We start from the raw sequence: 15,515 nt of genomic DNA, 5'->3' as shown, positions 1-15,515 counted from the left end.
GGGAGAGGTTTGGAGAGGAGTCAAATTATCAGGGAAGGGGGAGAAATCAAAGCCTCTCTCCTTTTAGGGGAGAGGTTTGGAGAGGGGTCAAATTATCAAACTCAAGTTTAGTTATTACTCTTCCTTACAGCCCTAAATTCCCAACTGTTCCCGCAGCGCCTCTGGTATATTCAACGCTGTCTCCAAACCCCGCACGCCTTCCCATTGCTGCTGTTCTCCCCAGGTCATTTCTTCTAAGTTGGCTTCACTGACATCTGTATCATCGAGGATGGCATCGCTAAGGTTGGCGCTAGTCAGGTCTGCACCGTTGAGTATTGCGCCACTGAGGTTACTACCGCTCAGGTTGGCGTTGTTGAGGTTGGCAAAGCTGAAGTCTGTACCCAAGAGGACGGCATCGCTGAGGTCTGCGTCGGTGAGGTCGGCTTCGTTGAGGATACCGCCACTCAAGTCGGCATCGTTGAGGACTACGCCAGTTAGGTCTACGCCACTGAGGTCAGCACCTAAGAACATTGCGCCGTTGAGTTTGGCGTGGTTGAGTTTTGCGCCGTTGAGTTTGCTATAACTGAGGTCGGCGGCGATGAGGTTGGTATGGGTGAGGTTGGTGCTGAAAAGTATGGTGTCGCTGAGGTTTGTACCGTTGAGGGTGGCGTGGCTGAGGTCTGCGCCACTCAAGTCGGCACGACAAAGGTCGGCGCGGCTGAGGTCAACGTGGTTGAGGATGGCATCGCTGAGGTTTGCACCAAAGAGGATGGCGTTGCTGAGGTTGGCGCGGCAAAGTTCGGTATCTCTGAGGTCGGCGCGGCTGAGGTCGGCGCGGTTGAGGTCGGCGCGGTTGAGGGTTGCACCTGTGAGGTTGGCACTTGTGAGGTCAGCACCGCTTAGGTTGGCATCTGTGAAGTTGGCACTGCTGAGGTTGGCATCACCCAGGTTTGCGCCTGTGAGGTTGGCGTTTTGCAAGTTCGCGCCTGTGAGGTTGGCATCGCCAAGGTATGCGCCGCTTAGGTCTGCACCACTGAAGTTGACTCCTGTGAGGTTGGCGTTGCCAAAGTAGGCGCGGCGAAAGTTTCCCCCCCGGAGAAATTCGCCAACTATATTACTAAAGTTGCCAATTTCAATGGCATCACTATAATTAATTATCCGCAGTAGTTGGGAGGTGAAAAAGCTATCTGTATCTGGTGCGGATGAGGGATAAAAGTTGATTTTTTGCCCTTGTTCGTTTTGCTCTTGGGGGTGGCGGTGTAATTCTAGGAGTAAAATCAGGATGTTAAGTCCGGCGAAAATATCAATCTGCCTTAGTCCAATAGCCTGATTTTGTGCTAAGATTTCGAGTAATTTTCTCTGAGGTAAGTTCTCGTTTGGTGGCGCATCAATAAATTGTCCCCGACACCACCGTTGATAAAAGTCTTCTAGACGCACAAATAGCGGCAATGGTCGTAATTGCTTTTCTGCCACTAGCAATTCTATGGCTTTTTCCACTACTTCTATTGTTAATGCACTATCACCGAGTAAATTATATATTTCTTCATGGAGTTGGCGATCGCTAATCACAAATCCCCCATTACTATCTTCTCTTGTCCAGTTCTCTAAACTTATTCGTAATTTTTTACTTAAAATTTCCCTCTGTAAATTTACTTGAGAAAAATTTACATTTCTATTTAATTTTTGAGCGTGTTTTCCCAGAGGTAAAACTGAGGGATTACCGACATACTTTGTGGTAGGTCTATCTGCTGACCTTGTTCCCCGCACATAATTTTGTAGGAGTCGCCAAACTTGAGGTAACTGTGACATTTTTCTATCCGTTAATAATAAATTGGTTATCCATAAATACAAAAATCAATGTTTAAATGCTGTTAGTAAATAACTTGATAGTATAAAATAAATCCAACTATTTCGTTGGTAATTACATCGACAACACTTGACATAAGGAAGCAAAGATATTTTCTATAGAACAAACTTAGTTGATGAAGTTAAGTAAACAAAAATAAACCAAACTAGATTACAAAAGGTAAATATACCTAAAATTCTTACAAATGAGCAATGACTAATCACCCTACTTATTAGAAAAAATACTACAACAAAACAGCACGAAAATGCTCATAATCATGAACTGAGAGCTTGAATGCCTGCTATCAGTAAGTTTTGAGTATTTTTATCGCTATAAAAATAGGACTTACGCAAGTGTCAGAATCAAACTAACTATAGGGTGCGTCAGCCCCAATAATTTCGGACAAATTAAGAAATTTTCCACATCTGACGCACCCTACCCCAAGTGCTAGTTACGTAAGTCCTGAAAAATTAAAAATCGGTTATGGGTAACTATCAGGAATAGCCTAAATGAAAAAACTTACCTTTTATATAATTTTGTTACATGGATTGTTTTTCGGCATCGCCACAGCTAACGCCAAGTTATCGTCTGGAAATACAGTTAATAAAAGTTCTGACTTTTCACAAGATATGGAAGACCTCTCTCCAAACCTCTCTCCTACAAGGAGAGAGGCTTTAATTTCTCCCCCTTCCCTACAAGGGAAGGGGGTTGGGGGGTTAGGTCTAACGTTAGCTTTTCCACATAACGTGAAAAGTCAGAACAAAAGTTCTCAGGCTGACCAAAGTATAGATGTAACAGCTTCTCAAAAATCCAGAAAAATTCAACACCCCTACACCTCAAACCAAACTACTATCAAGCAAGTAGCTAAACCTTGGCGACAAAAGCCGGCACAAGTGTGGGTGATTAACCAAAATCAACAGGTGAAAGATCAACCCTTCATTTGGGTAGTTGATGACATAAAGAAGGCGGCGCAACAACCATATTTAAAGGTTGGCAAATCTACAGATAAACCAGAAAAGAAACCTGAAACACAATCTAAGCCAGAAAAAAAAGATGAGTTAGAATCTTTTGATGAGGTAGTGAAAGATACAGAAAAATTGCCTGGTTTATTTACTTTATATCGTAATAAAGAAAAAAATAAAATATATCTAGAGATTAAACCAGAACAACTGAATAAGAATTACTTAGCTACCGCCACATTAGAATCTGGGATCGGTGAACAAGGGATTTATAGTGGTTTACCTTTACAAGACTTTTTATTCTACTTTCAAAGAGTAGATAAAAAACTATCTTTTGTGGTGCGTAACGTGAATTTTCGCACAAGAGAAGGTGATCCACAAGCGCGATCGCTCGCCCGGTCGTTTAGTGATTCCGTTCTCTACTCGGTGAACATCAAAAGCATTCATCCGCAAAGAAAAACCCTGCTAATTGACTTGGGTGACATCCTCCTATCTGACCTAGCTGGGTTATCCTTATTTACCGGGATGACCACTAACACAGACCAGTCCCGCTTTGGGAATGCCAAAGCCTTCCCCGAAAACTTAGAAATTGAGTCAATATTAAACTTTACTGGTGGTGCTGGCAATACTAAAGGCGATGAAATGCCGTATTTCGCCACTGTACCAGACAGTCGCGGCTTTACTTTGCGGGTTCACTACAGTCTCTCCCAACTACCAGAAAATAATTATCTACCGCGTTTAGCAGATGAACGGGTGGGTTACTTTATCACCGCCTACCAAGATTTATCCAAAGACGATCGCAACGATCCCTTCATGCGCTACATTAATCGTTGGCATTTAGAAAAGAAAGACCCAGACTCACCCATATCCCGCCCCAAAAAACCTATAGTCTTTTGGATTGATAACGCCGTACCCCTACAGTACCGCGAATCCATCAAAGAAGGGGTACTGATGTGGAACAAAGCCTTCCTCAAAGCTGGATTTAAGGATGCGATCGAAGTCAAGCAAATGCCAGACAATGCCACATGGGACCCTGCCGATATCCGTTACAATACAATTCGCTGGATCAACACCGTTGATGGTTATTTTGCGATGGGGCCATCTCGCGTTAATCCTTTAACTGGGGAAATTTTAGATGCAGACATCTTAGTTGATGCTAGCCTTGTCCGCTTACTCAAGAGTAAATATGGCACTCTCGTCCAACCAACTCAAACTCACTCCCGTAGTTCCATATCAGAACTAGTGCGAAATCGCGGACTGTGTAGTAATAGTTTCGCACCGAAAAACAACAATCAGCAAGAACCTAACAACCCCAAAAGCTTTTTACAACGCCTATCTAAGTTAGCAGGTGATTATGATTTATGCTACGGCATGGAAGCCGCCAATCAATTTACTTTTGGGGCGATGTCCATGTCACTGCTGCAAAACACCCCACCTACTCAAGAAGAAATACAACAATATATCAATCAATATTTGCGTCTGATCATAGCCCATGAAGTGGGACATACCCTGGGTTTGCGTCACAACTTCCGGGGTAGTAATCTGCTATCACCAGAAGAAATGAACAATGAACAAATCATCCGTACCAAAGGTTTGACAAGTTCGGTGATGGATTATGTTCCCCCAAATATTGCCCCCAAAGGTGCAAAGCAGGCAGATTACTTTCCCAGTATGGTCGGGGTTTATGATGAATGGGCAATTGAATATGGTTATACCCAAACCAACGCCAAGACACCCATAGCAGAAAAGCCTATTTTACAAGATATTGCTAGCAAATCTGACAACCCAGAGTTAAGTTACTCCCCCGATGAAGATATGTATGACCTCGACCCTACCGCCGATGCTTGGGATCATAGTAGTAACGTCTTAGTTTACTCCCAGTGGCAGTTGGATAATTCGCGGTTAATGTGGGCAAATCTGAATAAACGTTTCCCCATGCCCGGAGAAAGTTATAGTGATTTAAGCGATCGCTTTAGCTCTGTTCTGAATAACTACTTCCAAAATATCTTCTACACTACAAAATACATCGGTGGGCAATCTTTCTATCGCCTACGCGCCAAGGAAAACCCATCTGCCAGTCGCCATCGCTTACCTTTTGAACCCGTACCTGTAGAACAACAAAGGCAAGCACTCAGCACTTTACAAAAGTATATCTTTGCTGAGGATGCCCTGAATTTTTCTCCCGAACTGCTGAATAAATTAGCACCTTCTCGTTGGTATCATTGGGGTAGTCGTCCCCTTGTTGGGCGTTTAGATTATCCCGTGCATGACTTAATATTATTATTGCAGGGATCAGTTTTGCGAGAATTGTTATCAGGCGATCGCCTCACTCGCATCAAGGACATTGAACTCAAATCTCCTCCAGAGAAATCACTAACCCTGCCTGAGCTTTTTGATACCTTACAAAATGGCATTTGGACAGAAGTCCTCAAACCAAAAGCCGGGGGGGTAAAAATTACCAGCCTGCGGCGCGGCTTGCAAAGGGAATATTTAGATTTGTTGATTGCTATGGTATTAAGAAAGGAATACGTTCCCGAAGATGCCCGTTCATTAGCTTGGTATAAACTGAAACAATTGAATGAAAAACTCAAGTCAGTCAATACCAACGATGACTATACCAAAGCCCACTTACTGGAAGCTAGCGATCGGATTGATAAAGCCTTAAACGCCCCATTGCAAGGGAATTAGTCAAATAGAATCAAGATTCGGTGTGAGGAGGAATTGCGCTTAATTACTGTGCATCCTCCGAATAATCCAAAACGACTCTTTGAGAGAATTCATATTATCCCAATTTGAAAAAAGTAGGGGCGCACAGCTGTGCGCCCTTACAGATCATCGATGTGTTGCCAAGATTTTTTGAATTAGTATTTAGATAAAACTCTTGTGGGGTGGGCATCTTGCCCGCCCTATTTTTAGGTTGATTGTTTTGAATTTGGACTATTTTAGTACTTACCTATGAAAACAAAAAATCAAGAGTATGGATGTGTTCAAAACCTTTACACCCTGACACTCAGTCTTAACAGCAAACTTTGATGCGTAAGTCCTGTATTTACAACATATCCATGATTTATAGGAATGCACAAATGTGCGCCTATATCTATATATATATGTATTATAAATTCCGTGAAATTATATAGACATTGCCAGAGAGATGAGAACATAACTTAATCATAAAACCTCGATAATACAAAGCTCTCAAGGCTATTCCCTGCCTCTTCTTCCCTGTCCTCTATCCTTGCCATTCCTTCAGTAATATTTGCTGATTTGAGCATAATATGCTGATTTAGCTGTATACTTATCTTCCGAATAGGTAGTTATACTCAAATTCCCTATTGTTGCGTATTTCTACCCTAGATGATTAACAAGCTTAAAGGCAACATTAAACAGATTTCACAATGCCTTTATGTTTGAACTGGGTTCACAAACTTAAAGTGTGTCATTTGTCAAAAGATTTGGCTGAGATTCAGTAAGGAGATTTATGGCTGTTGATAATGCAGGTAATACATTCAGTAAAAGTAAGAATTTAACTTTCGATTCTAAAATTCAGACTTTTTCTGATTGGATAGGTGCTTCAGATAGTGAAGATTTTTATCGTTTTAGTCTCAGTTCTCGTAGTAGTCTGAATATCGTCGTTGATGGGTTAAGCGCTAATGCAGACTTACAACTAATTAAAGATAACAACGGTAATAGTTCCTTTGATAATGGTGATGTGATTGCTAGTTCTACTAAAAGCGGCAATGCTAGTGAATCAATCGTGGAAACTCTAAACGCTGGAAATTACTTTATCAGAGTCTATTCAAAAAGTGGAGACAGTCAATACAATCTGAAATTTTTTCAAAATTTTTCACCCTCTTCACTAGATTTTCAACTCAATAAAGACACCCTAAAAGCAACAGACACCCTTGCTATCAATAGTGCCTCAATATCAGATAACAATGGTACTGATGACCTTCTGAAAGTCGATTTTCGCATTAAAAAACCCGACGGAAACTATATTGATGTCGCTGATGCTAATGTATTTACTGCGGATAGTAGCAATAAAAATCATGCCAGTTTCAGTTACAGCTTATCCCTCAAAAGCTTGAATCTAGAGGCTGGTAAATATACTCTGGAAGGGAAAGCTTACGACGAGAGCGGCGCTAGTAGCAATACAGTCAGCCGCACATTTACAGTAACAAAGGCAGATACATCTCCAGATTGGTTTAGTCAAAATTTAAGCGACCAAAAAATTATCAAACTGGCACGTAGTTTAGCATCTGATGGTAAATTAAGCCGTCAGGATATGTTGGATATTTTCCGAGATGCTCAAGATAATTCGGCGATTGATGCTAATGAAGTACAAGACATGAGAGCATTAGTAACTAGTAGCACCCCTTTTAAGATAGAAGATCATGTTAAATGGCTCTCGACACAGGTTGCTAATGGGGCTTCTGTAGGTATGAGTGCGAATAATTTCGAGTCTAATTTAGTCGGTCGCTGGTTCTTAGGAACTGTAGCACCAACATCTGAGTACAATGGCAAACAGATTACTTACACTGAAGCCAAGGGTAATCTATTTGGTAGTAGCAACAAAGCGCGAATTAGTGATATTGACCAAGGAAGGCTAAATAATTGTACATTCTTAGCTGCTCTGGGTTCTACCTTTAGCCGTCAGTCTGATGATGCAGGTAATGCTTCTAGTTCTGTGATTGATAGCATGATTATAGATAATGGCGACGATACTTATACCGTGCGCTTTTACTCAGGTACATATTATGCCCCTGGTGAAGCACAATATGTAACAGTAGATCGTCGTATCCCCACGAGTATATCTGCTCAAACAAATAATGGCGTTATTTGGGTAGCGTTAGTAGAAAAAGCTTATGCTCAATGGCGCGAATGGAGAGATGGTAGTCCAGGTTATGACTTAATTGGTAATGGAGGAACTGTTGCTTCTGCTCTTAGCTTTGTGACAGGACGGCAGACTACTAACTATAGTATCAAGAAGATCAGTTTCTCGACCCTGGAAACTTCTTTAAAAGCTGGTAAGGCTATAGTTACTTCGAGAACAGGCAAAGACACTTCGTATATTGTAGGTTCCCATGCCTATTCAGTGACAAATGCTTATACAAGTAGTAATGGCCAGCAACGTGTCATAGTCCGCAACCCTTGGGGAGTAGACGGCAAAGCTAAAAGTGGCGCTAATGATGGGTTTATTGACCTATCTTATCAAGAGTTTATCAATTCTTTCAATGTAGGGGTTAGCATCTCCTAGTAGAAGTACCTTGACGCAAATCTTGCACCACTTTCTTATTGACAAAATAACAGCCCCAAAAGCTGATTATTTCGTAGGGTGGGCAATACCCACCACCAGCTTATTGAGAAGATGCAAGATATGAATTAACGCAACTGTACACAACTTCTCAAACCTTTGCACATTCAAACTCGTTCCTGATCTTCAGACTAGGAACGAGTTTTAGTAAAAAAATATACTTTTGTCAGGATTTTGGCTTTGATGAAGAGAAGAGTTTGTTAATATCTAGCAACCAGTTAAAAATATTACATATAACGCCTACGGGTAAACGAGCTTGTAAAAATGCTAAACATGAATGATTACGAAGCAGTGACCTTACTTGTAAAAGTCTGCCTGAGACTATAGTTACTGCCTCATTTCAAGAAAAGCAATTTAAATAATCTTATAAATAAATTAGCAAATAATTTGACTATATATATTTAATTTTGTTTTTTATTTTACATATAATACTTTTTCTCAATCCTTAAATCATCTATCAAAGGTTATAGAAACATATTTTTTTAAATTGTATACAACGTTTAATTAAACTCAAATTCTACAAATGTATTGGAGCAGTTTTTTCTGTATTTTCATATAAATTTGAACAGCAAAATCATTGTATAGCAAGCATTTTACGGTAATCAAGGTAACTCTAAATAATATTTAAGCGCATATAAAAATTATGCTATTTACATTGATTGTCTATGATATAATTCAGCTAATTAAATAAATTTTAATAACATCTATCTAAAGATATATAAAACAATGTCTTAAATATTTTTCAGTTTAAAGAATACTTAATTAATTCATTTAAACTTAGTAGTTTCTTTATGGAAAACTCAATAACAACATAAGATTAATGTGTAATGATACTGGTTAAGTAAAGTACATCTATAAATCTATAGGCATTAACTTAACTTCGTTTTCTTATACTTAGTTAAGAATATTATTCCGTGGACATATAAAAATTATGTTACTGATGCCTATAGTTAATTAACAGGGTTTGTACTTACCCAATTTGGAATCATCTTGAAATTAGAGAGTCGGAAACTACCTACATGGTGAACAAAATGATAAATTTCAAGAACTTGGGTCGCGGAGTAGCATTAGCAAGCAGCACATTAGCTTTAGGCTCTGCTTTAGCTATTTCCTCTAGCATCTCCTCTGCTCAGGCTGCAACACTTGGTTCAATCAATATTACTGGTGAGGCTAATATCAGTAACCTTACTGATGAATCACCTGAGAATGACTCTATTTCATTCAATGGGCCTTTTACAACTGTATCGTCCAGTGGTGAGTTGTCTGGTTTGACTGCTAACTCAATATCTACCATCAATCTAGACAGCCCAGGAACCGGAGTTGAGGTTTCAGGGACAACATTAACATCCTATTCAGCTACATTTTCCAATCCATTCATTAGTTTTAATGATGGTTCAACCTTCGTGGTTGATAATCCTACCTCTGCTAGTAGAAACTTTACAACTTCTGCTGATGAGAATCTTGTCGGATACACATTCCCTGAATTACGCGGATCAATATTCAACAATAATCGCGAACTCATCAGCGAAGGAGTTTTAACAGCAAATCAAATCAGTGGGACTGGTGTTAATGGTAGTTTCTCCTTTACTCTGTCTGCTGTAAATGTTGGAGTAGGCCCAGATATACCAGAACCTGCAACCACAGGCGCACTTGTTGCTCTAGGAATAGGTGCGTTCTTCACAAACAACTTGGCTAAGAAGAGCAAGGTAAAAATAAAAGCTTAATAAAGGTTTTATTAAGCGGTTATTGCTTGTCAGCAAATAAAGCAAGTTGTAGCATAGTTGAATATTAACCTTATAAAACCTCTATGCCTCTAAGGAGTCATAGGGGTTTTATAATTTTAAGTCATAGCAGGGGATAATATCAAGTTCGGCAATTACTTATAATATGGTTGTTTTGGTCGGTAATGGGTAATAGCTAATAGGTAATTGTTTTCTACCATTACTTATTACCAATTACCAATTACCAAATTAAAAAACTTGAGTTAATTGCTTAATGCCTTAATAAAACGCTGCAAACTCTTGAATACACTGGGCTTTTTCACAGGTGCAGCATCTGTTCCTGGTGTTTGCAGCTGTCCTTTCATCAGGATTAAATCTATGTCATCACCCGATGGCTTTTTCGGTAATTCGGCAATTTTCGCCCAACCGCCTTCATTTTCTACCCAAATTTCCCACTGTCCTGGGTAGGAACGAAATACAGCCGTTTCATCATCAACAGGACGTAGGTAATAGCTAGACTGTATTGTACTGAGAAAACGTTGACGGGTTTGTCTGGCTGTGTAGCCGATACCTACAGCACCAGCATCTTCTAGGCGAGGGTTTAAGAAAATGGCCGGGCGATCGCCTATTGTCTCACAAATTTTTTCTAATTGGGGTACTTCTACAGCCGTGGGAGAGATAAAAAGGAAAATCTCATCTTCCGGTTGAATTTTCGATTGAATAGAAGCCACCCTTCCCGTACCAATATCCAAAATTTGAAAAGTTGCGTCTGCCCAATCACGACGCGCTAAAGCAGCAGCACCAGCATCAGCAAAGAAAACCTTCAAGCCAGATCCATATTCTGTCAACAAAGGTAGAAATTGTTCCGCCACAGGCATAAACTTGAGTTCGGGAAACAACAATTCTACTTGGATGCGGGTATAACCGTCATCTAAAGCAGCTTTGGTGGCTTCACGAGATTGGGCGATCGCATCTTCTAAGCTGTTGGGAAGTTCAGGCATAGTTTATTTATCTCTCAAGCATTCACTCCTATTAATCTTAGTCGTTGGTCAGTTATCAGTTATCAGTTATCAGTTATCAGGTGACAGGTGACAGGTGACAGGTGATAGGTGACAGTTATTATTCTCCCTCATCTCCCTCATCTCCCTCATCTCCCTCATCTCCCTCATCTCCCTCATCTCCCTCATCTCCCTCATCTCCCTCATCTCCCTCATCTCCCTCATCTCCCTCATCTCCCTCATCTCCCTCATCTCCCTCATCTCCCTCATCTCCCCCATCTCCCTCATCTCCCTCATCTCCCCCATCTCCCTCATCTCCCCCCACTCCCCACTCGCTTACGGGACTATTGGGGGTTCTTTACCAATCAACAGTTCTTTTTTACTGCGCTTTAATTGTTTCCAAAGTGTCTTAATCTGCTTATAAGCCTCATCTGAGGAAAGCTTGCCTGATGTTTCCAAAGCTGTGATGTAGCCGACTTTGTGAGAGAATTCTTGCAGATTAGCATTAAATATCAGATTTTCTACCTTTACCTCACCGTAGTAGCGATTGCGAGGATAAAGAAAGTTATCTTTTTCGTTTTGATTATCCTGTACCATCAATTGACCCTTTATTGAAAAATTTGTCATTAAACTTTTTAAATTGAGAAAAATAGTCTTGTCAGCTTTCGATCATTAATTAACATCAAATCAAATTAGGTATTTCCCTGAAATAGTTTTTCATTGTCAGGACTTACACAAAAAGACTCTTATCTTCCTTTATGTAAAGAGGAATAAGAGTTGTGAATACCTACACCCCTATACCTCTACACCCCTACACCCTTAATTTTGCCTAGAAGAGAGTCAATCGGTATGTGCCACGGTTTGTGGAATTATTTGCGGTAACTACTATATAGTAGGTATCATCTTCAGGCAACCTAGCTCGGTCGATTAATGCACTATACATCCCATCTTTGTCATTATCCGCAGCGATCGTCTTTCCTTGGGAATTAAGCAAGACTATATAAGGAGAAAATTCTTCGTTGATGCTATCTACACGAATACTTACAAGTTGATTCTTTTTACCTTGAAATTGAGACACATTGTAAGGGCTACGATTTTGTTTAATGACTGAGCTTTGAGCATTTAGTTCGGCAGATTCATCTAGTATATAGCTAGCTCTGTCATTTCTTAGAGCCAGACTATAGCGCCCTGTATCTCCAGGGTTGCGGCTGGTTACTGCTATTGTGTAAGTTCCTTTAACGGGTAATCTGACAAAGACAAACGCATCTCTAATATCTCCATTCGTCCCTACAGCGCCTCTTTTTAAAATCACCTTATTATCAGGATCGAGGAGAAACATAAATGGATTTAGACTCAGGTTCCCTGAGCGGCGTGAGTCAGCGCTACCGCCTAACCTGATTTGCAGCAGTTGGTTTTCTCTTCCCTCAAATTTATAGAAATGAAAATATCTTCCCTGGGATTGAAAGTCACCTTTAGATAGTACGCCAAAAGCTATATCTACAAAGTTAATATCTCTGAAAGAAGGATTTGACAGGGAAACAAGCGGAGTTTTAGAAGTTGAATTGCGACCTCTACCTGAGTTGGGTATTGATTGACGACCTCGTTGTGGTGAAGCAGAGTTAGTTTCTCTAGACCGACGAGTTGAGTTGGAATTTGTGGGTGGAGATTGTCTTGGGGTAGAGTTAGTTTCTCTGGGTTGAGGGTTGGGGTTGGAATTGGCGGGTGGAGATTGTCTTGGGGTAGAGTTAGTTTCTCTGGGTTGAGGGTTGGGGTTGGAATTTGTGGGTGGAGATTGTCTTGGGGTAGAGTTAGTTTCTCTGGGTTGAGGGTTGGGGTTAGATGTTGAGTTGGATGATTCACGAACAGGAATAGGTGAATCAATAGATTGTTTGGGTTGTGTTTGTGGAGTTGCTGGCGGTGAAGAAGTAGGTATTTGCTCGATCGCTTGCTGTACTGCTTCTGGTTGTCTCTCGTCTGGTGTTTTAGCTATTATCAGTTTTCCAGGGTTAAGAGCGATATCTAAAGCTTTGATCGGCGCGTAGTTAGCCACTAACAAACCACCGCTAATCGAAACAATCAGAGCATAATTTAATTTGAACCAATAACTTTTTTTCTTCTGTCCTACCATAATTTCACTCCTGACTCTGCCAGTTTTTAACCATTTTTCTATCTATAGATAGATGGGTTCACCTAATTTTAGTGCTAGAGAAAAGTAGATAATTTGTTTGAACTAATTTGTTGCTCGACATTAACCCCCCAATATAAATTTTATATACAAAAGATAGTATTTTTTTCGAACCATTGATTTTACTATGCCTTATGAAGCATATATATCAGTTATTATTAATCAGATAGGATATTGATTTTAACTCAAAAATCATTTAGCCTTTGATTCTAAATCTTTTAGTTACCCATACACAAGTCTTTAGATTAAGAATAATGCCGCAAGTTGATAGCAAAACTATTACTGTTAAATTAATATATAGTCCAACTATACATGGATTCCCAGTATGCTTTGCTGTTTGAATCCTGATTGCTTAATGCCTCAAAATCCTGATGGCAGAATGTATTGCCAAAGTTGCAATACCCTATTAATACCATTATTGCGGGGGCATTATCGTATTATCAAGATGCTCTCGGATGAAGGTGGATTTAGTAGGACATATCTATCAGAAGATATAGATAAATTGAATGAATTATGTGTTGTTAAACAATTTGCGCCGAAAGTTCAAGAAAGTTCTGCCATGAAAAAAGCAGTTGAGTTATTCAAAAAAGAGGCTCAACGTTTGCAACATTTAGGTGAACATGACCAAATTCCAGCACTGTTAGCTTATTTTGAGCAAAATAATTATCTGTTCTTAGTGCAGCAGTTGATCAATGGTGACAATCTTCAAGAAGAATTACGCCAAGGGGTAGTTTACAATGAAGATAAAATTGTAGAATTTCTCTGGGATTTACTCCCTGTATTGAAATATATTCATGAGCGTGGAGTCATTCATCGAGATATTAAACCACAAAATATTATCCGCCGTTACAGCGATCGCAAATTAGTACTAATTGATTTTGGTGCAGCCAAGCAGCTAACAGCGACAATGCAAACCCAACTGGGAACAACTATTGGTTCACTTGGTTACACCCCAATTGAACAGATGCAGCTTGGCAAAGCTTACCCAGCCAGTGATTTATTTAGTTTGGGTGCAACTTGCTTTCATCTGTTGACGGGAATTAGTCCTTCCAAACTGTGGATAAAACAGGGTTACGGTTGGATTGACTCTTGGCCGCAACATTGGCAGACTTCAGGTGGAAATAAGAAAGCTAATGAACGTTTGGTGAAGATTTTGAACAAGCTGTTAGAAACGGATTCTCAAAAGCGTTATCAATCGGCGGATGAAGTGATCCATGATTTGATAGACTTGCGATCGCTACTTTCACCATCCAAAACTGCAATCCAAAAATCCGCCATCGCCCCAACGCCTGATCCCACATCAACCTTCCTCACAGCACCTACAACCCAAAAACAGCCGACAAAATTCCTCAATGGTAAGTTTAAACAACAACTGTTAATCAATACAGTGATTGCGTTGTTGGGATTAGGGGGAATTTGGTATTTACAAACAATCCCACAGCTTGTTCCTCAATCAGCAGATTCTACCCAACCCTACACCCTCAAAGGTCATTCCAGCGATGTCAACTCCGTTACGTTTTCGCCTGACGGACAATTTTTAGCTACTGGTAGCGATGATAAGACAATTAAAGTATGGAATTTAAAAACGAGACAGAAAATACATACTCTCAATGGACATTATGGGTGGGTTTGGGCTGTAGCGATCGCCCCAGATGGCAAAACTCTCGCCAGCGCAGGTGCAGATAAAACCATCAAATTGTGGAATTTAGCAACTGGAGAAGAAATTCGCACCCTCAAAGGACATTCTCAAGGAGTCGCCACTATCGCCTTTAGTCCAGATGGTAAAACTCTTGCTAGTGGTAGCTTAGATAAGACAATTAAATTGTGGAACCTAGAAACAGGAAAGGAAATCCGCACATTGCAAGGACACACCAACGCCATTGCTAACATAGCCTTCAGTCCAGATGGTAAAACTCTTGCTAGTGGTAGTTGGGATAGTACCATCAAATTGTGGAATTTGACAACCAACCGAGAAATTCGGACTTTGCAAGGACATACCGACATAGTTATGTCAGTAGCCTTCAGTCCAGATGGGAAGACGCTTGCTAGTGGTAGTAAAGACAAAACAATTAGATTGTGGAATTTGGCAACTGGAGAGACAATTCGCACCCTCAAAGGACATTCCGACAAAGTTAACTCCGTCGCCTACCTAAAAAATAACGCAGTTCTTGCCAGTGGGAGTAATGACAACACAATTAAACTATGGAATCCCACAACAGGAGAGATAATGCGGACATTAAAACGCGATTCTGGATACATTTATTCTGTCGCCATTAGTCCAGATGGACAAAATCTCGCCAGTGGCGGTAGTGCTGAGAATATCATCAAAATCTGGCCGATGAGTTGGTGAAATTTAACCTATGGGTATTGATACAGAAAAATTCCTGATACTGGCATAGTTATACTCCTAAGAAACACAAGGGGGTAGGGGTGTAAGGGTATAGGGGTGTAGGGGAGGAAAAAAGGGCGTTGCTGAATCAAGATATGAATTTGTCTCACGCAAAGGCGCAAAGTTA

Annotated in this window: 9 protein-coding genes; 4 read left to right on the top strand and 5 right to left on the bottom strand. The window is 40.4% G+C overall.

What is annotated here, in order from left to right; genetic code table 11:
- Nucleotides 1–132: 132 nt before the first annotated feature.
- Complete coding sequence (locus tag H6G83_RS06600) at nt 133–1,788, bottom strand: pentapeptide repeat-containing protein (RefSeq protein WP_190468796.1); 1,656 nt, start codon at nt 1,786–1,788, stop codon at nt 133–135.
- Nucleotides 1,789–2,334: 546 nt separating this feature from the next.
- Between H6G83_RS06600 and H6G83_RS06595 the strand changes: the two genes are divergently transcribed.
- The 3 genes from H6G83_RS06595 (at nt 2,335) to H6G83_RS06585 (ending at nt 9,819) form a co-directional block, all read left to right on the top strand.
- A complete protein-coding gene (locus H6G83_RS06595; RefSeq protein WP_242044458.1) occupies nt 2,335–5,472 on the top strand; it encodes a zinc-dependent metalloprotease in 3,138 nt (1,045 codons plus the stop codon).
- Between the two features lie 790 nt (nt 5,473–6,262).
- Nucleotides 6,263–8,038: a C2 family cysteine protease gene (locus H6G83_RS06590; protein ID WP_190468792.1), complete on the top strand. Its 1,776-nt coding sequence runs from the start codon at nt 6,263–6,265 to the stop codon at nt 8,036–8,038.
- A gap of 1,088 nt (nt 8,039–9,126) precedes the next feature.
- Entirely contained in the window at nt 9,127–9,819 is a 693-nt protein-coding gene (locus H6G83_RS06585; protein WP_190468789.1) for a hypothetical protein, read from the top strand.
- 260 nt (nt 9,820–10,079) lie between these two features.
- Here the strand turns inward: H6G83_RS06585 and H6G83_RS06580 are convergent, their stop codons facing one another.
- The 4 genes from H6G83_RS06580 to H6G83_RS06565 form a co-directional block, all read right to left on the bottom strand.
- Entirely contained in the window at nt 10,080–10,817 is a 738-nt protein-coding gene (locus H6G83_RS06580; RefSeq protein WP_190468785.1) for a DUF1995 family protein, read from the bottom strand.
- A gap of 118 nt (nt 10,818–10,935) precedes the next feature.
- Nucleotides 10,936–11,139, bottom strand: coding sequence for a hypothetical protein (locus H6G83_RS06575; RefSeq protein WP_190468783.1), 204 nt, complete (start codon nt 11,137–11,139; stop codon nt 10,936–10,938).
- Between the two features lie 11 nt (nt 11,140–11,150).
- On the bottom strand, nt 11,151–11,411 hold the full coding sequence (locus H6G83_RS06570; protein WP_190468780.1) for a DUF7219 family protein: 261 nt from the start codon (nt 11,409–11,411) through the stop codon (nt 11,151–11,153).
- Nucleotides 11,412–11,643: 232 nt separating this feature from the next.
- A complete protein-coding gene (locus tag H6G83_RS06565; protein WP_190468777.1) occupies nt 11,644–12,942 on the bottom strand; it encodes a PPC domain-containing protein in 1,299 nt (432 codons plus the stop codon).
- 382 nt (nt 12,943–13,324) lie between these two features.
- Between H6G83_RS06565 and H6G83_RS06560 the strand changes: the two genes are divergently transcribed.
- Nucleotides 13,325–15,349 carry a serine/threonine-protein kinase gene (locus H6G83_RS06560; protein WP_190468772.1) on the top strand — a complete coding sequence of 675 codons (2,025 nt, stop codon included), beginning with the start codon at nt 13,325–13,327 and terminating at the stop codon, nt 15,347–15,349.
- Nucleotides 15,350–15,515 lie beyond the last annotated feature (166 nt).

The organism is Anabaena azotica FACHB-119, assembly GCF_014697625.1.
Lineage (GTDB): Bacteria > Cyanobacteriota > Cyanobacteriia > Cyanobacteriales > Nostocaceae > Trichormus > Trichormus azoticus_A.
The sequence above is the reverse complement of the archived record's forward strand: the minus strand, read 5'-3'. Positions and strand labels throughout refer to the sequence as shown.

Bases quoted from the DNA above. Each gene is read 5' to 3' on its own strand.
- H6G83_RS06585 (WP_190468789.1), top strand. From the start codon at position 9,127: ATGATAAATTTCAAGAACTTGGGTCGCGGAGTAGCATTAGCAAGCAGC.
- H6G83_RS06590 (WP_190468792.1), top strand. From the start codon at position 6,263: ATGGCTGTTGATAATGCAGGTAATACATTCAGTAAAAGTAAGAATTTA.
- H6G83_RS06580 (WP_190468785.1), bottom strand. From the start codon at position 10,817: ATGCCTGAACTTCCCAACAGCTTAGAAGATGCGATCGCCCAATCTCGT.
- H6G83_RS06600 (WP_190468796.1), bottom strand. From the start codon at position 1,788: ATGTCACAGTTACCTCAAGTTTGGCGACTCCTACAAAATTATGTGCGG.
- H6G83_RS06565 (WP_190468777.1), bottom strand. From the start codon at position 12,942: ATGGTAGGACAGAAGAAAAAAAGTTATTGGTTCAAATTAAATTATGCT.
- H6G83_RS06560 (WP_190468772.1), top strand. From the start codon at position 13,325: ATGCTTTGCTGTTTGAATCCTGATTGCTTAATGCCTCAAAATCCTGAT.
- H6G83_RS06570 (WP_190468780.1), bottom strand. From the start codon at position 11,411: ATGGTACAGGATAATCAAAACGAAAAAGATAACTTTCTTTATCCTCGC.
- H6G83_RS06595 (WP_242044458.1), top strand. From the start codon at position 2,335: ATGAAAAAACTTACCTTTTATATAATTTTGTTACATGGATTGTTTTTC.